This is a genomic window from Bartonella sp. ML70XJBT.G (genome assembly GCF_028618575.1).
GTDB lineage: Bacteria > Pseudomonadota > Alphaproteobacteria > Rhizobiales > Rhizobiaceae > Bartonella.
In genome coordinates this window covers 250,052-273,507 of record NZ_JAQITA010000001.1, presented here as the reverse complement: position 1 = coordinate 273,507, position 23,456 = coordinate 250,052, and the positions used below count along the sequence as shown (strand labels likewise).

Below are 23,456 nucleotides of genomic sequence, written 5' to 3'. Positions count from 1 at the left end.
ATTGCCAATATGCTAAAAATATATTTTAATCCCACAAGCAACAATCAAGAGAGATTTAAAATTTCTAAATCCGAGCATAAAAAGAAAACAACTCTGTGAACATCTTTGGGATTCCGGGAGATTTTGCACTGTCCAAGTGCTTACCAGCACTAAAAGCAAAAAAGCTGACTCGGATTCAGTGTTTTAGACTCCCGGAATACCAATGCGAGGGCGCTCGCAACCGGCAGAGGGAATAACCACAAACCAGAAATCCTCAGAACAACATTCTCATTGGCAAAAATTGCTTCAAGAGCTGTCGTCATTCTTATTGCCAATCCTCTCAAATTACTTTATGAATCGAGAGGTGTTTTGGTCGTATACGCGACGATCAATAGGGATTGAAAGCCTGAAACCCTAGCGTAAAAATGAACCCGCTTTGCGGGTGTCCCGGGATTCCGGGAGATTTTGCTATGTCCAAGTGCTTACCAGCACTAAAAGCAAGATGCTGACTAGGGTTCAGTTCTTTCAACTCCCGGAATACCAATGCGAGGGCGCTCGCAACCGGCGGGAGGGAAAATGCAAAGTAAAAATCCTTATAACGACAAATTCATTGATCAATTCGTTGGCAAAAAAATTCGCTTCAGACGAAACATGCTGAAAATGTCTCAAAAACACTTAGGGCAGTCTTTAGGAGTAAGCTTCCAGCAAATTCAAAAATATGAAAAAGGATTAAATCGTGTTGGAGCTGGGCGTTTAAAGGAAATTGCCGATATCTTAAATGTTCCCATTGCCTTTTTTTACGCTGATCTCTTCACACAACAACACACCCATCATGACGAAGTCGCATCCAGCAGAGAAGAATATCTGCTTTTAAAAAATTTTAGAGTCCTTGCTAAAGTAAAACAAAGGGCAATTTTACAATTAATCTCTGAGCCAAATGAAACCTAAAGAGAGGATTTTACATGCTCTGTTTCTCTGCATGTATGCGTATTTTTAAAAAGCCTTCCTCACTGTGAATTTTTTTATTGAACGAAAAGCACACCACTTTTCAAGCATTATTTCTAAACCTAGTGCTGGCATTCTTGCTTGTTGTGTTAGCATATACCATGTCGTTGCCATGACCATATCGGCTTTTGTGTTCATGCTATTTTGCTCGATAAAGCTTGATAGGTTTGTGTTTTAAAAAATAACAAGGAGCTTTGCTGCTTCTTTGCGTGCTTTTTCCAGCTGTTTATCATCCATTCCTTCGAGCATCATTTCAAGATCTGGAGCTTGTATTTTTGCTTGCTGTGCCAACATATACCATGCCGCTGCCATGACCATATCGGCTTTTGTGCCTATGCCGTCTCGATAAAGTCTGGCAAGGGAAACTTGTGCTGGCGCGATCATCTTGTTGGCGTTGCTGAAAAGCAAATGAAAAGCACGTTGAAAATCAGTTTCTCCTCCACGACCTTGTACGAGCCATTGAGCTAACAGAATTTGTGCTAGGGTATGGTTGTTTTGCGCTGCAACTTCCATGAGTTTGCGTGCATTGCGCTCATCCTTTGGGCGCGTTAAAGTTCCAAGAGAAAGGATTTTTGCCGCAGCAAAAGCAGCTTCAGGATCGCCAAGAGCTGCACCTTTTAAGAACCATTTGAGTGCTTGTTCTATCGCTTCATTTTCACGACTTGGTGTGCTAACGCCGGCAAGAATCTGCTTTTCGCGAGCGGCTTTATAAAGAAGCAATTCACCATAATAAAAATAAGCCTGCTCGACACCAGCATCTACCGCTTTGCGAATAAATTCTTCACCAAGCTCTTGGTTTTTGCTAATAAAATTACCATCAAATAACATAAGCCCATAACGCAATTGCGCTTGTGGATCGCCTTGTTTTGCTGCACGTCCAAACCACAAAGCGGCGCGCGCACCGTCAATGGGAACAGCACATCCTTCCATGTAAATTCGCGCAACCAAAGTTTGGGCAAAGGGATCATTTTGTTCAGCGCGCTGGAGTGCTTCACGAAAAGCTTTCAGATAATAGCCTTGGATATAATAGTCATAGGCTTGATCATATTCTCCAGCTTGCAAGGGTTGAAAAGGTTTGTCTGTATTTGAATTTGTTTGAATAGTATTTAAAGAGCGTTCAAGATTGGCGGATTCTTCAGGTATTCTCGCAGAATTTGCATCCGTGAGAGCACTTGCAAAGTCAATCATGATCAGGGTGAAGAGCGCGACGCTTTTTTTTATCATGCCTTGCTTTATCATGAATGCTCCTTCCCCATCAATAAGAAGAAATTTTTACATTTTTCTTTTATCATTTCAAGCAGGATCAAAGGATTATCCCTGTGAAAAAAACATAAAGACACATCTAGCTTTATCACCTTATCAAAAGATGTAACATTGCTTTGCCTTTGAATAAAGGGGAGGATTCGATCTTCTTTGTTTTCTACTGTATTCATTGAATAAGGTGTAAGAAGATAAAATGATATTTCTTTATACCAAAATAGCCGATAGAAAACACCTAGCAATAGAAGCCATGAAAAAAACTTCCAAAAAATGAGAGCAATGAGCGGTAGCTAAAAACAAAGCCAAGCACCAGCACAATGATCAACGAAATCAAAATAGCGTTTGTGGTATCTCAGAAACCAGAGGAGAAATAGGTGGTAATACCTGCTGCATTGTTTGCCATAAATTATCGTTTGTTTGCATATCCAACCAAAATTGTGCCTTACGAAAACCAGCTCATTCTCATTTAACTGCAAGCTCTGTGCTCATAGCAACATGTCCATTAATCACTCTTGAGAAAGAAGTTCTTGTCATAGGGAGGCGGTCAGCTCATTTTTGTATTGATAGCCCCATTTCTTCCAAGAAAGGGACTTTCAGAACGCACCCAGATGTGCAGGATTATGCATCATTTGTTTTCATTCCTTTCATCAATGGTGGTCTTGATCATCAACAAGCTCCACATCTGTTCTTATAAAGCGAAAAGTAACACGCCAATTTCTATTCACTCCTATAGAATAGTACCTGTCCACCTTTAAGAGAATGCATTTTAAAGGCATAACGCTCTATCGTTATGATTATAGAAAAAATGGATCCATTCCGACTAAAAATGAGGTTTTTAATTGAGGCGCAAATTTTTTTATCTTTCGCAAGAATTTTTAAGTCTTTACGTCTCAAATATAGAAAATGTCCACATTAAATAGGGGTTCATTTATTCTGATAAATATGTAGATAATAACTTGGTTCTCCAGCCCACTCATACTGAAAAACAGAGATTATACGTCCATCATTCTTTGGTGTGAGCATGTAAAACAAATTTACACCCCTATTTTTCTGCTTTTGGGGCTGATCTGTATAAATGACATTATATCCAGTTCGCCGCAACAGATCGATAAATAAAGGAGTAAAGTTGTCTGCTGTATTATTTTTCTTTATAATAACTGTGCTTGTAGCTGGTGGTAAGGGTCTTTTGATAACGTGAACATAATCATGAGCAATGAATTTGGCAGTATTCTTCGTAATACCGTGACCAACATAATTTGATGAAAGACCTACAGATGCACAACCAGCCGCCAACACAAGCGGTGATAGCAATAAATATTTTAACATCTTTAATTCCCCCCTTCTTTTTTTACTTTCTCTTAGGAAGCTCTCCCAAGAAAGGAAAGCAACTTTTTGATAATTGTACTACCACATATCGCTATCCAATCAAACGTTAAGTCATCAATTTTACACGTTTTTAAAAAATTGCATCATCTCCCATAGCATCAGCTTATGCTTAACATACAAAATAAAATGATGTGCTAAGCGCTACTCTAAGTTGACCAAATCAATTTTCAAGCATTCCGAGGCTACCCTTAAGAATGCACATGATTACAGATGCACAAAGCTTGTGGGGCATGTATGGTGCTAAAAGCTTTCATTTGGTTCAGACAGCAGCTGTAAAATCGCTCTGCGTTTTATCGTAGTGAGAACACGAAATCTTTTCAAAAGCAGATATTCTTCTCTGCTTGAGATGACCTCATCATGATAGGTTGGGGTGTGTTGTTTTGTGAAAAGTTCGGCGTAAAAAAGGCAATGGGAACATTGAAAATATCGCAATTTCCTTTAAACGCCCCGCACTCACACGGTTTGAGCCTTTTTCATATTTTTGAATTTGTTGGAAACTTACTCCTAAAGCATATCCTAATTGTTTCTGAGACATTTTCAGCATTTTTCGTCTAAAGCGAATTTTTTTGCCAATGAATTTGTCATTGAAAATGTCATTATGAGGATTTTTACCTTGCATTTTCCCTCCCGCCGGTTGCGAGCGCCCTCGCATTGGTATTCCGGGAGTCTGAAAGTACTGAATCCGAGTCAGCATTTTGCTTTTAGTGCAGAAAAGCACTTGGACAGTGCAAAATCTCCCGGAATCCCAGGATACCCACAAAGCGGGTTCATTTTTACGCTCGGATTTAGGGCTTTCAGTTCCCTTTCGGTCGCCGCGTATACGACCAAAACACCTCTCGATTCATAAAGTAATTTCAGGAAATTGGCAATAAGAATTAAAACAATGTTGCTCTGAGAAAGGCGGCGTGTTTTCATGCAATCAGAAGGCATCTACATGAAGAAGAGAGGCTTTTTAAAAATACGCATGCATGCGGAGAAACAGAGTATGTAAAATCCTCTCTTTAGCTTTCATTTGGCTCAGAGATTAATTGTAAAATTGCTCTTTGTTTTACTTTAGCAAGGATTCTAAAATTTTTTAACAGCAGATATTCTTCTCTGCTTGAGATGACCTCATCATGATGGGTGTGTTGTTTTGTGAAGAGTTCGGCGTAAAAAAAGGCTATGGGAACATTGAAAATATCGGCAATTTCCTTTAAACGCCCCGCACTCACACGATTTAGCCCTGTCTCGTATTTTTGAATTTGTTGAGCACTAACCTTCAAGTGATCCGCTAAGGTTTTCTGAGACATTTTCAGCATGTTTCGTCTGAAGCGAATTTTTTTGCCAACGAATTTATCAATGAATTTGTCGTTATAAGGATTTTTATCTTGCATTTCCCCTCCCACCGGTTGCGAGCGCCCTCGCATTGTTATTCCGGGAGGTTGGAAGCACTGAACTCAAATCAGTCTTTTGCTTTTAGTACCTATGGCACTTGGACATAACAAAAGCCCCCGGAATCCCGGGACACCTGCAAAGCAGGATCAATTTCCATGTTTGAGTTTTCGAGCTTCCAACACTCTATTGGTCGTTGCGTATGCGACCAAAACACCTCTCAATTCATAAAGTAATTTGAGAGGATTGGCAATAAAAATGACGACAGCTTTGCTGTATGAAAGATCATAACAATATACAATGGGAAAAAACACGCAAAGACGCAACAAAACCCCCTTCTGTTTTCAAAAAATAATATCCTTGTGCTCCCAAGAGATAAATTTTCATCCCCCTATACATTCTTCATAAGAATCCCCATAACACTCTTTATGCAAAAATCCTTTATGCAAAAATCTTTGTGTAAATTTTGAAAAGGCTTGCGTCTTGGCATTTTTTATGATCTTGCAAAGGGTTGAAAAGCTCTTTTTTTGCAGCACTTATCTAGGCTTTTCTCTCAGAGTGTAAAAAGTCTACCGCAAAGACAAGCAAAGAGCTTACCGCAAAGATGATGAGAGGAGCCTACCGCAAGGATAACAAGGGGGCTCACCCTAAAAACAACATGAGAGCTCGCTGCCAAAACAACGAGAAAAAGAGCTATAAGGACAAAAGAGAGCTCTTTTTACAGGCATAGAATTGGATAGAGACGATGAAAATTAATGGCAATGAAATTCGCCCTGGGAATGTAATTGAGCATCAAGGCAGCCTATGGGTTGCTGTGAAATGCAATGCTGTCAAACCAGGAAAGGGTGGTGCATTTAATCAAGTTGAAATGAAAAACCTCATTGATGGTACAAAACTCAATGAGCGCTTTCGTGCTGCTGAAACGGTTGAGCGCGTACGCCTTGAACAAAAGGACTTTACCTTTCTTTATCAACAAGGTGATGCTCTCATTTTTATGGATTCAGAATCTTATGAACAGCTTGAATTACAAAAGGATTTTGTTGGTGAGCGCGCTGCTTTTCTCCAAGATGGGATGACTGTTACGGTTGAGCTTTATCAAGAAAAGCCCATTGGCATATCGCTTCCCGATCAAGTTGTGGTGACGATTGCTGAAGCTGACCCCGCCATCAAAGGGCAAACGGTCACATCCTCTTATAAACCGGCCATTCTTGAAAATGGTATTCGTATTCTTGTCCCTCCCTTTATTAATTCTGGTGAACGTGTCATTGTCGATACCAACGAATTAACTTATTTGCGTCGTGCAAATGAAAAGGATAAATAAAGGAATAAGATATGGCACATTCTGCAATCATGAATGTCATGGTGCAAGCCGCAATGAAAGCAGGACGCTCGCTGGTGCGTGATTATGGAGAGGTACAAAATTTGCAAGTGTCTTTGAAGGGACCAGCAGATTATGTAAGCCAAGCAGATCGTAAAGCAGAAAAAATTATTTTTAATGAATTAAGCAAAGCGCGCCCCAAATTTGGTTTTCTGATGGAAGAGTCTGAGGAAATTATTGGCGAAGATTCACAACACCGTTTTATCGTTGATCCTCTGGATGGTACGACAAATTTTCTCCATGGCATTCCTTTTTTTGCTGTTTCCATTGCTTTAGAGAGTCAAGGAAAAATTGTTGCTGGTGTCATTTATAATCCGGTAAGTGATGAACTCTTTACCGCTGAACGTGGTGGTGGTGCTTTTTTTAATGACCGGCGTTGTCGTGTTTCTGCACGACGCAGGTTAGAAGATTGTGTCATTGCCACAGGGATGCCCCATTTGGGTCGCAAAGATCATGGGACCTATCTCATTGAACTGCGCAATGTGATGGCAGAGGTTTCTGGACTTCGCCGTTTTGGCGCTGCTGCTCTTGATTTAGCTTATGTCGCTTCTGGTCGAACTGATGGCTATTGGGAAGACAATTTACAAATTTGGGATATGGCTGCTGGAATATTAATGGTCCGCGAAGCCGGTGGTTTTGTCACCGATAAGGAAGGTGGCAACGATATCTTTCGCAAAAAAAATATCCTTGCTGGCAATGAACTTATTCGCATCAAACTAGAGAGAGTCCTCAAAAAAGGCATTTAAACCTCAAAAGAGAATAATATGCCATTACCATGGGTACCCCCGTTTCTGTTGCCCAGATCCTCTCTCATTGCACTCTTGCAATGTGATGAACGTTTCTGGACTTCGCCGTTTTAGCACCCTTCACTTAATAATATATTGATTTATAATGATAGTTTATCGTTATTCATATTGAATGAGAACCCCGAATATCGTAAGATTCTTTCATTTCAAATCTGCTTAACTTGAATCGATCAAAACCATTTTTTTGCACGTCACAAGCGAGACTAGAGTGTGGGTAAAAACTGTACAAGAAAGGACTAAAAATAGCTGTTATGAATGCTCTCAAATACAAAGGCTGTCGCAACATTGGCAGCTGGCAAATATAATGATGATGCTGGCTTGCTCTTGATTGTGCTTCTGGTCGAACCAATGGCTTTTGGGAAGACAACCAGCAAATTTTACCTATGGTTACTGAAATATGAATGGTCCGCCAAATCGGTGGTTTTATCACCGATATGGAAGGTGGCAACGGTATCTTTGGCAAAAAAATATCCTTGCTGGCAATGAATACATCCCCATCAAATGAGAGAGAGTTCTCAAAAAGGCATTTAAATCTTATAATCTTAACATCGTGTTTAAAAAAGTCTACAGAGCAAGTCCCTTAGAATCCGAAAAAACAATGTGGAGGAAGATTTTCAACTTTCTTTACAGAAACGATAGGAAATAATGGATAAGATGGTAACAAAAAGCCATCACCAACAATCAATGCCTCCATAAACTTCAAAAGATGCAATGACAGCTGAGCCAATATTATTAACTCTGCTGTTTTCCTCATTTCCTCCACAAACAAACTATAAGATTAAAAGCACCATCACAACAAAACGCTCTCAAAAGCAACAGCCAAGGCAAAAAGCCTCCCCTACCCCTTATATTCTCTTGATACTACGCAAAAAAAAAGATTGGCTCCAAACGCCTCTCCTCTTTGCTAAGAGCTGTCACATATGCCTCTCATTACTTTTCACTCTTTTTCACCACTGCGCAGTGACAGAGATTCCAGCAAATTCATTGATTTATACAGTACCCCGCTCCCCCTTCATTTAACCATTATCTCAGAGTACTTGCCAAATAAGCGTAAGATTTATTGTAATTCAAATATTTATTTGCGAGAATTGCTGATTGTATTTCATTCTCAAACCGTTCTCTTTCTTTATCAATAGCCTCTTGCAATGCTTGCACCTTCTTATCACCGAAAATAACTTCTAATTTTGTTTGTGTGATAAGCTCCTCCCAAAAGATCAACCGGTTATCACATGTCTCATTTGATGACCTCATCCATGCTTCAACGCCTAATTTGTAAGCTTCTTCAAATGTTGGAGTTTTTTCAGAAATACTAAGGTCTTTTTTCTCTTCTTTATCTTTCTTTCTACAAACCTTCATTGCCCTTTCAACCGTAGCGCAACGACAATCTTCATCAAAGGCAATATATCCTTCTTTCACCGTATCAATAAGCATCTTATAGTAAATAAAAGTTTCTCTTGCCGCCTTATAATCACTGGAAACATCATACAAGAATGAGAGAAGCCCCTTTTTACAAATGCATAGTAGTCGGTAATTATGAGATAGAAAACGTCCACACCGATCTATGGATTCTAGCATCTCATATTCTGTATATTTAGGTTTATCTCTTTCTATATCTATATATTCAAACATGCTTACTTTTATATATTCAGACATGTATCCTTCTATATCCTCAGGCATATTTTCAAAGCCGATTTCCGCTTTTAACTCTTCACCGCGCTGTAAAACTTTATCTTTTTGTTGCTGTTCATATTCAGCTGTAATCATATCATCAATCATATATAACCACCAATGAAACAACAGCATTGTAGGCTTATAGCGTTTTTTTTTCGTCAAAGGATCCACAAACTTTCGCAATTTAATGCCATTTTGTCTCATCAATCGCACAACTTTAGGATAAGTTTGCTTAAAAATTGGGCGTATCATTAATTTATTTATTCTTTCAATCTGCTCAGCAGTAAATTTTACTCTCAGCGCATCCTCATAAAGAAGAAATGTATCTGCATATCCGTGAGCACAAATATCTGCCACCACCACTGGATACTGCTTGTCACTAATTTCAGAAAAATACTCAGGATTTTTTATTTCCAATATACTCCTTTCCCATTGCCTTACTCCCTCATCCCATTGCGCAATCCATTCCTTTGATATTTTTTGCGTTTTTTGAAAAAGTCTTTGCTCTCCCTGTGCAAGAATATTTTGATATATCGCGCACTCTCGATATCGTAGCTGCAGTAATTTCTCACATTGCTCAAGTTGTTCACGTAATTGCTTTTTCTGATGATTTGCTAACCAAAGGCTATAGATTATGCTCCCTGCTATGATTATTCCTACTATAACTATGAAAGTATCGTGATCACCCATTCTTGCGCTCTTTTATCCTCACCAACATTGAGTACAGCTCCTGTACCGATTTCTCGATATTGTATCATTATGTGTATATCTGACTTGAGAATCACTACATATTCTATTTTAACAAAATAATACACAAAATATAGCTGATTACATTGGTAAAATATAACAATTTGTATTTAATTATACTGCTATCATGCTTTATGCATTTGCAAAATAAGCCCTCAAAATGCCTAATTCACAAAATAGGAAGCAAAGGACTCAAAATCTTAACACAGCAAAATATGCTGCCTCTCTGTTCACCCTGTTGAATCCATCAACAAAAAGCATTTATTTTTCTATTTATCAGCTCTGCACGCTACCAACTGTACGAAAACATTGGGCATCTTTAGCTTGGCATCATTTTATATTCTGTATACCTAGGCTATTCTGCATATAGGTGAATTATTTTATAAAAAATGCTCCATCTTACAATAAAAACTCATTCAAGAATTCAAAAAGAAACATGCCTCAAATTCTTGCCCCTCTTTTTTGTCTTAATTTTTGCTCTTCTTGCTTTCATAAGCCCTTAAACTTGATAAGGCTACTTAAAAAAGAGTGCTGTTTATCTCTTCTAAGTGTCTCTTTATCAAGAGCTCTTATTCGTGTGGATCACCTATTCAGGTGAAAATTGCAATTTGGCAAGGTAAGCATAAACGCCATTTTTTGCCACAAGCTCTGCATGGGTTCCTTCTTCCACAAGGGCGCCTTTATCCATCACGAGAATCCGATCGGCTTTTAAAATTGTTGCCAAACGGTGAGCAATCACCAATGTTGTTCGATTTTGCATGAGCCCTTCTAAGGCTTCTTGCACCAACTTTTCACTGTTTGCATCTAAAGCAGATGTTGCTTCATCGAGCAATAACAGGGGAGCATTTCTTAAAATCGCCCGCGCAATACCAATGCGTTGTTTTTGTCCACCAGAAAGCATCGTACCGCGTTCTCCCACTTCAGTATCAAAACCATTTGGTAAAGCTTCAATAAATTCAAGGGCATTAGCGGCTTGAGCAGCGGCAATAATTTGCTCTTCCACGACATTTTCTGTCCCAAAAATAATATTATCGCGCAGGGTGCCATCAAAAATGGCAACATCTTGTGGGACATAAGAAATTGCACCACGTAAATCTTGCAAAGAGAGGCGATTAACTTCTACGCCATCAAAGCAAATTTTTCCACTTGTTGGATCATAAAAACGCAAGATTAAAGAAAAAATTGTACTTTTCCCCGCCCCTGAAGCGCCAACAAAAGCAACCGTTTCACCCGCTTTGATAGAAAAAGAAAGAGAACGCAAAATCTTGTCTTCTGGTCTGGAAGGATAAGTAAAATCCACCTGATCAAAAACAAGTGCGCCTTGAACAGGCTTTGCCAAAGAGACAGGATTTTGAGGTGCTAAGATAGTAGGCTGTTCTTGTAGCAACTCGGCAAGCCGTTCAGCAGCTCCTACGGCTTGTATTAATTCTGCGCCAAGTTCCGATAATTGTGCAAAAGTGGTTGCTCCAAAAACGGCATAGAGAACAAACTGACCTAAAGTTCCTGCCGTCATAGTGCCATTTAAAACATCTCGAGAGCCAATCCATAAAACAGCAACTACACTGCTAAAAACCAGAAAAATGGCAAAGCCCGTAAAAAAAGAACGCAAGATCACAGAAGCGCGCGCTGTCTGAAAAGCGCGTTCTATCAACTGTGAAAAACGCGTTGCAACAAGTTTTTCAGCGGTAAAGGCTTGTACCGTACGAATAGCACTCACCTGTTCGGTTGCCAAAGCATTGGCATCTGCGACACGGTCCTGTGCCGCACGTGTGCGTGTACGCACCTTGCGCCCAAAGATAACTAACGGAATAGCCACAAAGGGAATAGCAAGCAGCACCAATGCGGATAATTTTGCATTGGTGATCACCATCATCACGATTGCACCAATCACCACAATCAAATGGCGTAAAGCGGTAGAGGCGGTTGAACCAACGGCTAATTTTATTTGCGTTGTATCGGTGAGCAGCCTTGAGACAAGTTCACCAGAATGAGACTTATCAAAAAAAGCAGGTGAAAGTTTCATAATATGGACAAAAACATCACGCCGTAAATCGGCAACAATCCGTTCTCCCAAAGTGATAACACAATAATAACGGCAAGCCGAAGCAAGGGCGAGAAGCAAAGCCAAAACAAATAACATAAAGAAATAAAAATTGATATGCCCATGGCTTGAAGCAGAAAAACCATGGTCAAACATTTTACCGATGGCAACAGGCAAAGCCAGTGTGATAAGGGCAGCAACGGTTAAAGCGAAAAAAGCAAAAATAAACAGCCAACGATAACGAATAAGATAAGGAGCAAAAGTTTTAAGCGAAGAGAATGAAGAATTTTTCATAGAAGGTGTGGTAGATTTTTCTGAATGATTAAAGAGATTCATAAGGGTTTGCTCACTCTATTAGATTGTCCATAACCGTTGATACAATGATGTATCTTGAACACTTGTTTTTTGATGCGTGCTCGGTTATAGGAATGGTACTTTAATTAATTTATCAAAAAGACAAAGGAAGCGCACTTAAAAAATGAACGAGTGCCACTTCATTTTACAAACACAAAAGGTTTGACGCATGAAAGCGAATATTCATCCCGACTATCACAAAATTACCGTCGTTATGACGGATGGTAGCCAATACACAACGCGCTCCACTTGGGGAAAAGAAGGGGACGTTCTGAATCTGGATATCGACCCAAGAACCCATCCAGCATGGACAGGTGGATCTCAAACCCTCGTAGACCGTGGTGGTCGTGTTTCTAAATTCAAAAACCGTTTTGGTAATCTTGGCATGTAAAAGCCTATTTGTAAAAGCCTCTTGTTGTAAAAGACAGAAAATATCTCTTAAAGTTTGAGCACATTAAAAACAATGAAACTGCTTGGACAAAAAGAGCAAAGTTCATGGCTTTTACAATTAAGGCTTTTATAAAAAACACGTAAAAAATTGCCAAGAAAAGTTGCCCTGTTTTAAAATGCGGGGCTTTTTGTGTGTCTAATAAACCATAACGGCTTATTGTGCCTACGACCGTGATAATAGAGAGAAAAAACAACAGAGCCTCTTCCCTGAAACAAGAGAAAAGCAATTCCTGGTACAGCTGCGTGTACAGTTTGTTTAAGCACTTGAACCGCCAACCACCTCTTCAACAGAAGCTTCGCGCATCTTTACCATCAATCATCATTTTGCGCTTTAAAATCATCCCCTCGAAAACAACACGGGCTTCAAACAACTCTTTAAACACAGCTGTTAAGACAGCCTGTGTCACCTCAAAGCAACAAATGGACAAGAGCCCATGCATTTTGCTCCCCCCTTGTTGGCAGCGTGTACGCATCAATGGCAACCACTTCTACAGCTATTGAGCAAAACGCACTCTAGCAGCGCAAAGTATCTTCGGTAAAATACATCCACCCTTTACGCATCATCTCATCAAGCAAAAGCCGCTAATGGAAATTTGTTTTTATTTAAGCACAAGAGTGCTCGTGCTCTTTTGTCCATTTTCCCAAAGCAGCCAAATGATTCATGCGAGCACGATGACAAAAAGCCTTTTGCGCAGCAGCAATATTTTCATGTTTACCAGACCATGCTTTTAAGGCCGCTGCTTGCAATGCGCGTCCGTAAGAAAAGGTCAATTTCCAAGGCAATGCCCCCAAAGCATTCATAACTGATAAATGGGCAGTCGCTTCTTCATCAGATTGTCCTCCAGAAAGGAAAGCAATTCCTGGTACAGCAGCAGGCACAGTTTGTTTAAGCACTTGAACCGTCTTTTCCGCCACCTCTTCAACAGACGCTTTCCGCGCATCTTTACCATCAATCACCATATTGGGCTTTAAAATCATCCCCTCGAGAACAACACGGGCTTCAAACAACTCTTTAAACACAGCTGTTAAGACAGCCTGTGTCACCTCAAAACAGCGCGCGATAGAATGCCCGCATGATGGTCCATCCATCAACACTTCTGGCTCAACAATCGGCACGATTTTTAATTCTTGACACAAAGCAGCATAACGCGCGAGAGCCCATGCATTTTGCTTGATAGCGCCCCTTGTTGGTAGCGTCTGTGCATCAATGGCAATCACCGCACGCCATTTGGCAAAACGCGCTCCCAAAGCATAATACTCTTTTAAACGTTCACGAAGTCCATCCAACCCTTCGGTAATTGTTTCATGAGGGAAAGCTGCCAATGGTTTAGCACCGGTATCCACTTTAATCCCTGGCAAAGCACCCGCATCACGGATAACATCCGTCAACATTTTCCCCGTAGACGCCTTTTGACGAATGGTTTCATCAAATAAGATGACACCCGAAATAGCACTCTCCATAGCTTCTTTTGCACTAAAAAGCATTTCACGATAAGCGCGCCGGTTATCCTCGTTGGATTCAACACCAATACTTGCAAAACGCTTACCAATTGTTGCAGTACTTTCATCGGCAGCCAAAATACCCTTACCAGCACACACCAGAGCAAGGGCTATATCTTCAAGACGTTCACTCATTAAAAATTCCTCTTATTTTATCGCATTTCCAAAATCAACAATACGGCCAGCACACTGAACACAGCCCATACAGCTTTTTCAATTTTCCCTTCAATAAAGCCTTTACGCTTGCATGAGAGCGAGAATACCAGGAAGCACTTTGCCTTCCATCCATTCTAAAAAAGCACCTCCTGCGGTGGAAAGATAAGTAAAATCATCAGCAACACCGGCATGGTTAAGTGCAAAAACCGTATCTCCCCCTCCAGCAATTGAAATCAATTTTTTTGTCAGGCTCTGTTCTGCTGCATGACGTGCTACTGCAATAGTTCCTTGATCAAAGGGAGACATCTCAAAAACCCCAAGGGGTCCATTCCAGACAAGGGTAGCAGCTTCATCAATTGCAGCATTGATATGGGCAATGGAGCGTGTCCCTATATCCAGAATCATGGCTTCCTCTGGAATATCTCCAATATCATAGAGACGATGGGGAGCATCTTTTTCAAAGCGAAATGCAACAATCGCATCCACAGGAAGCAGAATCCTACATTGGCACTCCCGCGCTTTTTCCATAACTTTTTTGACAGTTTCCATCAGTGCATGTTCACACAGTGATTTTCCAACACAGATCCCTTGTGCGGCTAAAAAACTGTTGGCCATACCACCGCCAATCACCAAATGATCAACCTTTTCCACCAAATGATTGAGCACAAAAAGCTTACTGGAAACCTTTGCGCCTCCAACCAATGCAATCACGGGACGCGTTGGATTGCCAAGCCCTTTTTCTAATGCTTGTAATTCACACTGTAGAGAACGCCCCGCATAGGAAGGCAACAAATGTGTTATTCCCTCCACCGAAGCATGGGCACGATGAGAGACGGAAAAAGCATCATTCACATAGAGATCCCCATTATGGGCGAGAGCCTTAGCAAAAGAAAAATCATTCTGTTCTTCACCTGGATGAAAACGAACATTTTCAAGCAATAAAACACCCCCATTTTGCAATGCCTCGACCGCTATCTGCGCTGCTGGACCAATACAATCGGATGCAAACGTCACCGGTTGATTGATGATTTTTTCCAACACTTCCACAACAGGATTGAGTGAAAATTCTGGCTCAACTTTTCCCTTGGGGCGCCCACAGTGAGACAAAAGAATAAGCTTAGCACCACGCCTTTGCAGTTCAACAAGCGTCTCTTTATGCCGTTGAAGACGCGTTTCATCGCAAACTTTGCCCTGCGCCATGGGCACATTAAAATCCACTCGTACAAGAACACGCTTTCCAGCCACATCAACATCATCAAGCGTACGAAAACTCATCCGCTATTTCCTCTTCACTTTCTGTTGTTTTAAATAAAAACGCATCGACCACCTTTGCCTTACGCAATCCCCTCAATCTTCAATCAAAGAACACAGCCCGCACGCTCAACCACAACATAAAGACACACTCTCTCAGCCGTCATCAACACCACCAAGTGATATGAAAACCCATCTACTCTTTTCTCTTCACTTTGCGTTGTTTTAAACAAAAATCCATCGATCACCTTTGCCTTACAAAACCTTTTCTTTGCTTTTACAAAAAAAAGACCAGCAGCTCTCTTTTCTCATACTTTTCTTGTTTATACTTTATCTCGCTCACGAGCATAGTTTTTCAAACATTTCTTGTTTATATGGTATTAAAAACAAACTCTTTCTGTATAAACACAAAACACACTATACCCTCACTTGGACCATACTTTGTTTCTCAGCCACCAAGAGCGTTTTTAAGCGTTTTTTTCAAAAAGATTGCGTCCCTATTTTTATCATAAAATTTGACCTTTTAATATAAAAGAGGACCCGAAGGTCCTCTTTTATATGGTTTTGGCAAAAGCGACTGCCGTATCACCCATGCGGTTTGAAAAACCCCATTCATTATCGTACCAAACCAAAACACGACAAAGCTGACCATCGATCACTTTGGTTTGATCATTATGAAAAATAGCTGAATGCGGATTATGATTAAAATCACAACTGACAAGCTTTTCTTCCGTATAATCTAAAATTCCCTTGAGTGAACCGCGTGCAGCAGTACAAATAGCTGTATTAATTTCTTCAACTGTTGTGGAATGCTTAGCGGTAAATGTTAAATCCACCACCGATACATTTGGCGTTGGCACGCGAATTGACACACCATCGAGCAAACCTTTTAATTCTGGCAAGACCAATCCGACAGCCTTTGCCGCCCCAGTTGAGGTAGGGATCATAGAAAGAGCGGCAGCGCGTGCCCGATAAAGATCACGATGCATGGTATCCAACACAGGTTGATCGCCCGTATAAGAATGGATGGTTGTCATAAAGCCCTTTTCAATGCCCACCGTATTATGCAAAACTTGTGCTACAGGTGCTAAGCAGTTTGTTGTACACGAAGCATTTGAAACAACGTGGTGCTCTTTGCTTAAAGATTGGTGATTCACGCCATAAACCACCGTGAGATCTGCGCCCTCAGAGGGTGCAGAAACAAGGACCCGTTTTGCCCCCGCATCCAAGTGAGCACTTGCTTTATCACGCGCCGTAAAAATGCCGGTACATTCCAAAGCAATATCGATGTCCAAAGCTTTCCACGGCAACCGTGCTGGATCACGCTCTGCCAACACCTTGATCAAACCACCTCCCACATCAATGGCATCACCAACCACCTTCACATGCCCTGGGAAACGCCCATGGACTGAATCATAGCGCAACAAATGGGCATTGGTTTCCACCGATCCCAAATCATTAACAGCCACAACTTCGATATCTTTCCTCCCACTTTCCACAAGTGCCCGCAAAATATTACGCCCAATACGACCAAACCCATTAATTGCAACGCGAACCGTCATCTCACATTTCCTCATTTCTCTTTATAGCACAACAAATGGGTATTCGCTCCAACACTCCCAAATGGTGAAAAGCTACAAATTCCATATCTTCATCAATTACTCAATCACCCGTAAAATATTACACTCAATACACTCAAACCCATTCATTGCCACGCGAACCGTCATCTCACATTTTCCTCATTTCTCTTTATAGCACAACAAATGGGTATTCGCTCCAACACTCCCAAATGATGAACAGCTACAAATTCCATATCTTCATTCATCACTTAATCCACAACTGTGCAAAAAATAAATATTGCCTTCGATATGATCACAACTACTCATTGCACCATGAATACTTATTTGGCATTTTCCTTATTGATTTCTTCCCGTTTTTTTTCAACGTGAGCCACCACATTCTCACAAGTCATGCCAAAATGTGGATAAAGCGCCTCAATTGTTCCGCTCGCACCAAATCCATCCATGCCAATAAACACACCATCACAGCCAATAAAGCGTTCCCATCCCTGCCCCACAGCAGCTTCAATGGCAATTTTAATGGGTGCATCACCAATAAGAGCACGTTGATAAGAAAGAGATTGCTGGGCAAAAAGCTCAAAACAAGGCACAGAAACCACACGGGTTGGAATGCCCTTTTCTTCTAAGACTGTATGTGCTTGTACAGCAATTTGCAATTCTGAACCAGAAGCAAATAGGGTTACCTGGGCATCATCGCCAGCAGTGAGCAATTCATAAGCACCGAGCATACAAAGATTTTCTTCTTCATGCTCTTGGCGCAACAGGGGTAAATTTTGTCGGCTTAAAGCCAAAGTAGAAGGTGTGCCACGCGTTTTCAAAGCCAATTGCCAACATTCCACTGTCTCTATAGCATCAGCAGGGCGGAAAACAAAATGGTTGGGCATTGCGCGCAAAGAAGCCAAATGCTCTATGGGTTGATGTGTGGGACCATCCTCACCAAGACCGATAGAATCATGAGTCATAACATAAATCACTCGTAATCCCATCAAAGAAGAGAGTCGCATGGCAGGACGCATATAGTCAGAAAAGCATAAAAAAGTTCCCCCATAAGGAATAAATCCGCCATGAAGGGCAAGACCATTCATCACAGCACCCATGGCATGTTCGCGAATTCCATAATGCAGATAGCGTCCTGAAAAATCTTCAGCAGAGATGCTTTTCATCTGGCTGCTTTTCGTATTATTAGAGCCTGTTAAGTCAGCAGAACCACCAATGGTTTCCATAATAACTTCATTGATGACTTCAAGAGCCATTTCCGAAGCTTTACGAGTAGCAACCACAGGGCGCTCTTCGACGAGTTTTTGTTTATAAGCATCAATAGCGCCATCAAATCCACCCAACAAATCGCCCCGCATCAATCTTTCAAATTCGACACGTTCTGACACGGGCAGAGCAGCTAATTTTTCTTCCCACTTTTGCCGCGCTTTAGCAGCACTAAGACCAGCCAAGCGCCAATTATCAAGAATATCCGCTGGAATAACGAAAGGCTCACTCTTCCAGCCTAAAGCGATACGGGTTTCAGCAATTTCCCGTGCTCCTAAAGGCGCACCATGAACTTTATTGGTTCCCGCTTTATTGGGTGCTCCAAAACCTATGGTTGTTTTACAAGCGATCAAAGTTGGTTTATCAGAATTTTGTGCTTCTTTAATGGCATTGGCTATAGCCGTTTGGCTATGACCATCGACTTTATGCGTGTTCCACCCAGACGCCTTAAAACGCGCGATCTGATCCGTACTATCAGCAAGGGAGATTTCACCGTCGATAGAAATATTATTATCGTCCCATAATACAATAAGCTTGTTGAGTTTCAAATGACCCGCAAGGGAAAGTGCTTCTTGAGAAATCCCCTCCATAAGACATCCATCCCCAACTAGGGCATAAGTATAATGGTTGATGAGATCACCAAAACGCGCATTTTGTAAGCGCTCAGCAAGCGCCATCCCCACAGCATTTGCCAACCCTTGTCCAAGAGGTCCAGTGGTTGTTTCAATCCCCGCAGCATGCCCATATTCTGGATGCCCAGCAAGCTTTGAGCCTAGTTGACGGAAATTTTTGAGATCCTCAAGAGAGATATCCTCATAACCGGAAAGATAGAGTAAAGCATAAAGCAACATAGACCCATGCCCAGCCGATAACACAAAGCGATCACGGTTAGGCCAAGAAGGATTTTTAGGATCATGAGCAAGGAATTTTGTATAAAGAACGGTAGCAATATCGGCTGCCCCCATAGGCAAGCCAGGATGTCCAGAATTTGCTTTTTCAATCGCATCAATCGCAAGAAAGCGGATAGCATTGGCCATCTGATTTTGTTGTTCAGTATTTGTCATAAATGATAAACCATTTCGTTAAACAGATTATTTTGTTGCTTCTTCTGTATACTCTTCATTTTTTGAGGAATACTTTTTTCATTTCTAGGGTTGGATTTTTTTATCATCCCATAAGTAACACCAATACCATTCCCCTCACACATCCTTTGTACAGATATCATTTATGCCAATATTTTTAAAAAATCTAGCCTTTAATTCATATGCATTCTCTGCCTTGCTTGCTAAAATCTCTTACATACTTAAAAATAAAATTTACACAAGGAAAGAAAATGAGTGATTCGTTTTTGCATAAAAAACTGATAAGGATACAATCACTTGGAGGATACAAATATTATGAATCAGGAAACTACGGTTCTTCCACACGCTTTAGAGCAATTAGAAAAAGCACTAAGAACCTTAGAGATCACCATTATCAATCGCAATGTTGTTATTGATAAAAATAACGAATGGGAAGAAGAAATTCAACGAATGAACACTGATCGTAGCCATCTTGCCCAAGCGCTAGATAAAGCTGAAGCCCAAGTTGAGCGGCTAGAAGCAGTAAACAAAGAAGTTTCCAAACGTTTGGTGAAAGCGATGGAAACCATTCGTGTTGTCATTGATAGATAAAGGTTTGAATGTATGGAAACTGTTTCCGTCACCATTGATGGTAAAGTTTATCGCATGGCTTGTAATAAAGGACAAGAAAGCCATCTTATTGAACTTGCGGCTCGATTAGACCAATATATCGCCCATTTGAAGAAAAATTTTGGTGAAATTGGCGATCATCGTTTATCGGTTATGGCCGGCATTATGATTATCGATGAAATGGAAGAAATCCAACGAGAAAATAAAAAACTACAAGAAGATTACGAGGCTCTTTTGCGGCTGCACAATGAAAGAGACCGCACCATGGGAAGAATTGTACGCAATACAACAGAACGCATTGAAAAACTCACCAATCAATTGCTCCAAGATAACCAAACCAGCATTGATGTTCAAGAACGAGAGAGCTCATAAACTCACACCCGTCTCAAACTGACCAGCCATATAATTTTCCCAAAAACAAACAAAGGTCAGTTTCATTGTAAAAGTCCCACATATTGCAACAACAAACAAAAGCAATATTTCTCTAAAAAGCAATGCCCCTGTTGTGCATAAACTGTTATTGTCTCACTAACAAACACCTCTTATGGAAGCGTATCAAGCAAAATCTATAAATAGCTTCGTCTTCATACTGCTGAAGCAATAGAGCAACATCACCATTCTCCCTCTTTTTTCTTTTAGCAATCTTATCGCTGCTCTTGCATTTAAAAAGTTTATAAGAAGGATATTAGCCGTTTGTTCTCCCCATTTTATTCATTCACCGACTCCTTTTAAAGGAACCAAGAAGCAAATCTTTTTATGCAGAACTTTTAAAATGATAAAATGCTCAATGATTATCAATCAATATCTTGACTGTCAAAGCAGCTCTTCTCAAACATGCCCTGAAAAACAATATCTCATAAAGAACCCAATTAAAATTCTCTGCTCTATCACTCAACACTCTCTTTTCAAAATTATAGACCAAACGCCGATTCAGTAGGATAATTACACAACCAGTTCTCGCAATCTCCAAACCAAAGCCTATCACCGCGCTGTCCCACAATGGGAGACAAAGCAATAATGCATCTGTTTTGCGCTCTCATGAAGCACGCACACCCGTTGTGCCCGAAGCGGTATAAGCAACAATAGCTGCTAATACGCATGTTTCAGCGATCTCGCGCACTGCCCCAGAGAAATGGCATCGGTTTCCGTTGACTTTGGTGTAGGATGCTGTGCTCCAACCATCACCTCATAAGTATGATCTTGTTCAATTTGTTGAGCAATGCGATCCATCATAAGCACAGCTTCTTCAGGATAAAGACCAGAAGCCGATTCAGCAGACAACATCACCGCATTGCTCTGCCTGCATAAACCGCTGTAGCAACATCAGAAACTTCTGCACGTGTTGGCACAGGAGAGGAGATCATAGATCTCAAGCATTTGTATTGCCACCACCACGGGCTTTCCTGCTAAATAACATCTGCCCTCCAAAGTAAAACACTCTACCCAAATATTTCCAATACCCTGAAACCTTTTAAACACCCTTTGTACCATCTTGAGAAACAGCCGCAATACGCAAGAGGTTTGTCGCACCAGGCGTACCAAGAGGAACACCAGCGGTAACAAGAAAGCGGTCTCCACTTCTGCAAAAGCCTTCTTGAAAAGCAATCGCTGCTGCACGGTCAACCATATCCTCTAGATCCCGTGCATCTTCACTCACCACACAATGTAGTCCCCAAACCAAAGCCAATCGCCGCGCTGTTCCCACAATGGGTGACAAAGCAATAATGGGTCTACTTGGGCGCTCTCGTGAAGCACGCACACCCGTTGTGCCCGAAGCGGTATAAGCAACAATAGCTGCTAATGAGAGTGTTTCAGCGATTTGTCGCGCGGCCAGAGAAATGGCATCGGTTCCCGTGGACTTTGGTGTAGGATGCTGCGCTCCAATCATTACCTCATAAGTATGATCTTGTTCAATTTGTCGAGCAATGCGATCCATCATAAGCACAGCTTCTTCAGGATAAAGACCAGAAGCGGATTCAGCAGACAACATCACCGCATCGCTCCCCGCATAAACCGCTGTAGCAACATCAGAAACTTCTGCACGTGTTGGCACAGGAGAGGAGATCATAGACTCAAGCATTTGTGTTGCCACCACCACGGGTTTTCCTGCTAAACGACAAGCTTTTATGAGTTCTATCTGCAATGCAGGGATCTTTTCCAAGGGCATTTCTACACCAAGATCTCCCCGTGCAATCATAATTCCATCAGAAACATCAATAATTTTTTCTATGTGCTCCAAAGCTTGAGGTTTTTCGATTTTAGCCATCAAAGCCACTTGGCTTTTCGTTAGCCGGCGTACCTCTATAATATCTTCTGGACGCTGGATAAAAGAAAGAGCAATCCAATCCACAGGTTGTTGCAAAACAGCTTGAAGATCCGCCTTATCCTTTGATGTCATCGAACCAAAAGGCAAAATGGTATCCGGAAAACTGACACCTTTGCGATCAGAAATACGGGTTCCAGCAACCACACGGCATTCAACAAAATGGCCACCACACAACTGTGCACGCAGTTCCAGCTTTCCATCATCAATCAACAGCCGGTCCCCTAGTTTCACAGCAGCCAACACATCCTTATGGGGAAAATAAACACGCTCTCCATCCCCCAGCTCATCATGACTGTCTAATGTAAAGCTTTGCCCAACATGCAGCTCCTCTTGCCCTTTAGCAAAAGATCCAACGCGCAATTTAGGTCCTTGGAGATCCACTAAAATACCAATGGGCCGGCGAACAATTTTTTCTACCTCGCGTATACGCTGAACCAAATCTGCCATTGTTTTACAGTCCGTATGGCTCATATTCAAACGAAAAACATCGGCTCCCGCCCTAAAAAGCTTTTCAATCATTGCAATGGAAAAAGAAGAAGGACCAAGAGTAGCAATAATTTTTACCTTACGTGCACGTTTCACCGTGAAGAACCTCCTAAAAACGAGGGCGGATGTACAACCGAATCACCCAACAAGGACTCTTCCGTCAACTGTACCATCCAACTGGTTTGATTGCCCGTATCAATTTCCTTAAACTCCGCCTTTTGATAGCCTCGCGGAAAACAATCATGAACTCCCTGAATGGTAAATTGGCTATCTTGCACACACATCGTTATGGACCCTGCCCAGTTGCCTTTTTTCTGTGCACCCTCGGCATAAAAATAATAAAATCGTGAAGAAAGTGGTCCCTCAATTAAGGTTTTACACTCTGTCACGGGGACCACCCACCACCCTTCACTTACCCAGCCTGAAAATGTACGATAGCCAAGGGCAACACCAACGGACTGTTGGGTGGTATTACAAACTCTAAAATCAGCTCTTGCCAAACCAACAAACCAGAACGACAGCAGAATACTTAAGAAAAAAACGCTCCGTTTTTTCCAAAACCCCCATTCCTGTTTTTTGGCAACCACAAAACTTCCTTTACCATGTAAGCGATTAAAACAAAGCATACAGCTTTTATTCTTTTTAAAAAGTCTCATCACAGCTCTCTACAAATCGATAGAGATATGTTTTTATCCTTTTTGGCTTCTTAGTGCCTTTTTATCAATGCATATCTTAAAAATTTTACAAAATATTTA

The 23,456-nt window shown here is 41.1% G+C and carries 19 protein-coding genes and 4 pseudogenes; 7 read left to right on the top strand and 16 right to left on the bottom strand.

Going from position 1 to position 23,456, the window contains the following annotated elements; all coding sequences use genetic code 11:
- Nucleotides 1–522: 522 nt before the first annotated feature.
- Nucleotides 523–927, top strand: coding sequence for a helix-turn-helix domain-containing protein (locus PVV64_RS01165; protein WP_273759249.1), 405 nt, complete (start codon nt 523–525; stop codon nt 925–927).
- A gap of 45 nt (nt 928–972) precedes the next feature.
- Here PVV64_RS01165 and PVV64_RS01160 read toward each other — a convergent pair whose 3' ends face one another.
- The 6 genes and pseudogenes from PVV64_RS01160 to PVV64_RS01140 form a co-directional block, all read right to left on the bottom strand.
- Nucleotides 973–1,122 carry a hypothetical protein gene (locus tag PVV64_RS01160; protein ID WP_273759248.1) on the bottom strand — a complete coding sequence of 50 codons (150 nt, stop codon included), beginning with the start codon at nt 1,120–1,122 and terminating at the stop codon, nt 973–975.
- A gap of 36 nt (nt 1,123–1,158) precedes the next feature.
- Entirely contained in the window at nt 1,159–2,208 is a 1,050-nt protein-coding gene (locus PVV64_RS01155; protein ID WP_404978410.1) for a tetratricopeptide repeat protein, read from the bottom strand.
- Nucleotides 2,209–2,891: 683 nt separating this feature from the next.
- Nucleotides 2,892–3,018, bottom strand: a pseudogene (locus PVV64_RS10485) (Killer protein); the annotation flags it as partial.
- 150 nt (nt 3,019–3,168) lie between these two features.
- Nucleotides 3,169–3,570 (bottom strand): hypothetical protein, encoded by a 402-nt coding sequence (locus tag PVV64_RS01150; RefSeq protein ID WP_273759245.1) that lies wholly within the window; start codon nt 3,568–3,570, stop codon nt 3,169–3,171.
- A gap of 300 nt (nt 3,571–3,870) precedes the next feature.
- A pseudogene (locus PVV64_RS01145) lies at nt 3,871–4,282 on the bottom strand (helix-turn-helix domain-containing protein).
- Nucleotides 4,283–4,631: 349 nt separating this feature from the next.
- Complete coding sequence (locus PVV64_RS01140; RefSeq protein WP_273759244.1) at nt 4,632–5,036, bottom strand: helix-turn-helix domain-containing protein; 405 nt, start codon at nt 5,034–5,036, stop codon at nt 4,632–4,634.
- A 710-nt stretch (nt 5,037–5,746) separates the two neighbouring features.
- On the opposite strand from PVV64_RS01140, the gene efp reads away from it, so the two are divergent.
- From efp to PVV64_RS01125, 3 genes are all read left to right on the top strand, one after another.
- Entirely contained in the window at nt 5,747–6,322 is a 576-nt protein-coding gene (gene efp / locus PVV64_RS01135) for an elongation factor P (protein ID WP_273759243.1), read from the top strand.
- Nucleotides 6,323–6,333: 11 nt separating this feature from the next.
- Nucleotides 6,334–7,125: an inositol monophosphatase family protein gene (locus tag PVV64_RS01130; protein ID WP_273759242.1), complete on the top strand. Its 792-nt coding sequence runs from the start codon at nt 6,334–6,336 to the stop codon at nt 7,123–7,125.
- A gap of 315 nt (nt 7,126–7,440) precedes the next feature.
- Complete coding sequence (locus PVV64_RS01125; RefSeq protein ID WP_273759241.1) at nt 7,441–7,671, top strand: hypothetical protein; 231 nt, start codon at nt 7,441–7,443, stop codon at nt 7,669–7,671.
- Nucleotides 7,672–8,208: 537 nt separating this feature from the next.
- On the opposite strand, the gene PVV64_RS01120 is transcribed toward PVV64_RS01125, so the two are convergent.
- On the bottom strand, nt 8,209–9,546 hold the full coding sequence (locus PVV64_RS01120) for a hypothetical protein (protein ID WP_273759240.1): 1,338 nt from the start codon (nt 9,544–9,546) through the stop codon (nt 8,209–8,211).
- Nucleotides 9,547–10,189: 643 nt separating this feature from the next.
- Entirely contained in the window at nt 10,190–11,980 is a 1,791-nt protein-coding gene (locus tag PVV64_RS01115; RefSeq protein WP_273759239.1) for an ABC transporter transmembrane domain-containing protein, read from the bottom strand.
- 187 nt (nt 11,981–12,167) lie between these two features.
- On the opposite strand from PVV64_RS01115, the gene rpmE reads away from it, so the two are divergent.
- Complete coding sequence (gene rpmE, locus PVV64_RS01110; protein WP_144751381.1) at nt 12,168–12,389, top strand: 50S ribosomal protein L31; 222 nt, start codon at nt 12,168–12,170, stop codon at nt 12,387–12,389.
- 275 nt (nt 12,390–12,664) lie between these two features.
- Here rpmE and PVV64_RS01105 read toward each other — a convergent pair.
- The 5 genes and pseudogenes from PVV64_RS01105 to tkt form a co-directional block, all read right to left on the bottom strand.
- Nucleotides 12,665–12,864, bottom strand: a pseudogene (locus tag PVV64_RS01105) (class I fructose-bisphosphate aldolase); the annotation flags it as partial.
- Nucleotides 12,865–13,051: 187 nt separating this feature from the next.
- On the bottom strand, nt 13,052–14,083 hold the full coding sequence (locus PVV64_RS01100) for a class I fructose-bisphosphate aldolase (RefSeq protein ID WP_273759238.1): 1,032 nt from the start codon (nt 14,081–14,083) through the stop codon (nt 13,052–13,054).
- A gap of 102 nt (nt 14,084–14,185) precedes the next feature.
- Nucleotides 14,186–15,379, bottom strand: a complete 1,194-nt coding sequence (locus PVV64_RS01095) for a phosphoglycerate kinase (protein WP_273759237.1) — start codon at nt 15,377–15,379, stop codon at nt 14,186–14,188.
- A gap of 530 nt (nt 15,380–15,909) precedes the next feature.
- On the bottom strand, nt 15,910–16,917 hold the full coding sequence (gene gap, locus PVV64_RS01090; protein ID WP_273759236.1) for a type I glyceraldehyde-3-phosphate dehydrogenase: 1,008 nt from the start codon (nt 16,915–16,917) through the stop codon (nt 15,910–15,912).
- 338 nt (nt 16,918–17,255) lie between these two features.
- Nucleotides 17,256–19,262 (bottom strand): transketolase, encoded by a 2,007-nt coding sequence (tkt, locus tag PVV64_RS01085; RefSeq protein WP_273759235.1) that lies wholly within the window; start codon nt 19,260–19,262, stop codon nt 17,256–17,258.
- Between the two features lie 333 nt (nt 19,263–19,595).
- On the opposite strand from tkt, the gene PVV64_RS01080 reads away from it, so the two are divergent.
- Both PVV64_RS01080 and PVV64_RS01075 read left to right on the top strand, forming a co-directional pair.
- Nucleotides 19,596–19,871, top strand: a complete 276-nt coding sequence (locus PVV64_RS01080; protein ID WP_273720647.1) for a DUF4164 domain-containing protein — start codon at nt 19,596–19,598, stop codon at nt 19,869–19,871.
- Between the two features lie 12 nt (nt 19,872–19,883).
- Nucleotides 19,884–20,261: a cell division protein ZapA gene (locus PVV64_RS01075; protein WP_273720646.1), complete on the top strand. Its 378-nt coding sequence runs from the start codon at nt 19,884–19,886 to the stop codon at nt 20,259–20,261.
- Between the two features lie 539 nt (nt 20,262–20,800).
- Here the strand turns inward: PVV64_RS01075 and PVV64_RS01065 are convergent.
- From PVV64_RS01065 to PVV64_RS01055, 3 genes and pseudogenes are all read right to left on the bottom strand, one after another.
- A pseudogene (locus PVV64_RS01065) lies at nt 20,801–21,305 on the bottom strand (pyruvate kinase); the annotation flags it as partial.
- A gap of 55 nt (nt 21,306–21,360) precedes the next feature.
- Complete coding sequence (gene pyk, locus PVV64_RS01060; RefSeq protein WP_273759233.1) at nt 21,361–22,797, bottom strand: pyruvate kinase; 1,437 nt, start codon at nt 22,795–22,797, stop codon at nt 21,361–21,363.
- Nucleotides 22,794–23,327: a DUF1036 domain-containing protein gene (locus PVV64_RS01055; protein ID WP_273759232.1), complete on the bottom strand. Its 534-nt coding sequence runs from the start codon at nt 23,325–23,327 to the stop codon at nt 22,794–22,796. The genes pyk and PVV64_RS01055 overlap by 4 nt, the downstream gene beginning before the upstream one ends.
- Nucleotides 23,328–23,456: the final 129 nt, after the last annotated feature.

What these genes read in the sequence shown, in the direction of transcription:
- PVV64_RS01165 (WP_273759249.1), top strand. Translation starts at nt 523, where the DNA reads ATGCGAGGGCGCTCGCAACCGGCGGGAGGGAAAATGCAAAGTAAAAAT.
- PVV64_RS01160 (WP_273759248.1), bottom strand. Translation starts at nt 1,122, where the DNA reads ATGAACACAAAAGCCGATATGGTCATGGCAACGACATGGTATATGCTA.
- PVV64_RS01155 (WP_404978410.1), bottom strand. Translation starts at nt 2,208, where the DNA reads ATGATAAAAAAAAGCGTCGCGCTCTTCACCCTGATCATGATTGACTTT.
- PVV64_RS01150 (WP_273759245.1), bottom strand. Translation starts at nt 3,570, where the DNA reads ATGTTAAAATATTTATTGCTATCACCGCTTGTGTTGGCGGCTGGTTGT.
- PVV64_RS01140 (WP_273759244.1), bottom strand. Translation starts at nt 5,036, where the DNA reads ATGCGAGGGCGCTCGCAACCGGTGGGAGGGGAAATGCAAGATAAAAAT.
- efp (WP_273759243.1), top strand. Translation starts at nt 5,747, where the DNA reads ATGAAAATTAATGGCAATGAAATTCGCCCTGGGAATGTAATTGAGCAT.
- PVV64_RS01130 (WP_273759242.1), top strand. Translation starts at nt 6,334, where the DNA reads ATGGCACATTCTGCAATCATGAATGTCATGGTGCAAGCCGCAATGAAA.
- PVV64_RS01125 (WP_273759241.1), top strand. Translation starts at nt 7,441, where the DNA reads ATGCTCTCAAATACAAAGGCTGTCGCAACATTGGCAGCTGGCAAATAT.
- PVV64_RS01120 (WP_273759240.1), bottom strand. Translation starts at nt 9,546, where the DNA reads ATGGGTGATCACGATACTTTCATAGTTATAGTAGGAATAATCATAGCA.
- PVV64_RS01115 (WP_273759239.1), bottom strand. Translation starts at nt 11,980, where the DNA reads ATGAATCTCTTTAATCATTCAGAAAAATCTACCACACCTTCTATGAAA.
- rpmE (WP_144751381.1), top strand. Translation starts at nt 12,168, where the DNA reads ATGAAAGCGAATATTCATCCCGACTATCACAAAATTACCGTCGTTATG.
- PVV64_RS01100 (WP_273759238.1), bottom strand. Translation starts at nt 14,083, where the DNA reads ATGAGTGAACGTCTTGAAGATATAGCCCTTGCTCTGGTGTGTGCTGGT.
- PVV64_RS01095 (WP_273759237.1), bottom strand. Translation starts at nt 15,379, where the DNA reads ATGAGTTTTCGTACGCTTGATGATGTTGATGTGGCTGGAAAGCGTGTT.
- gap (WP_273759236.1), bottom strand. Translation starts at nt 16,917, where the DNA reads ATGACGGTTCGCGTTGCAATTAATGGGTTTGGTCGTATTGGGCGTAAT.
- tkt (WP_273759235.1), bottom strand. Translation starts at nt 19,262, where the DNA reads ATGACAAATACTGAACAACAAAATCAGATGGCCAATGCTATCCGCTTT.
- PVV64_RS01080 (WP_273720647.1), top strand. Translation starts at nt 19,596, where the DNA reads ATGAATCAGGAAACTACGGTTCTTCCACACGCTTTAGAGCAATTAGAA.
- PVV64_RS01075 (WP_273720646.1), top strand. Translation starts at nt 19,884, where the DNA reads ATGGAAACTGTTTCCGTCACCATTGATGGTAAAGTTTATCGCATGGCT.
- PVV64_RS01055 (WP_273759232.1), bottom strand. Translation starts at nt 23,327, where the DNA reads ATGCTTTGTTTTAATCGCTTACATGGTAAAGGAAGTTTTGTGGTTGCC.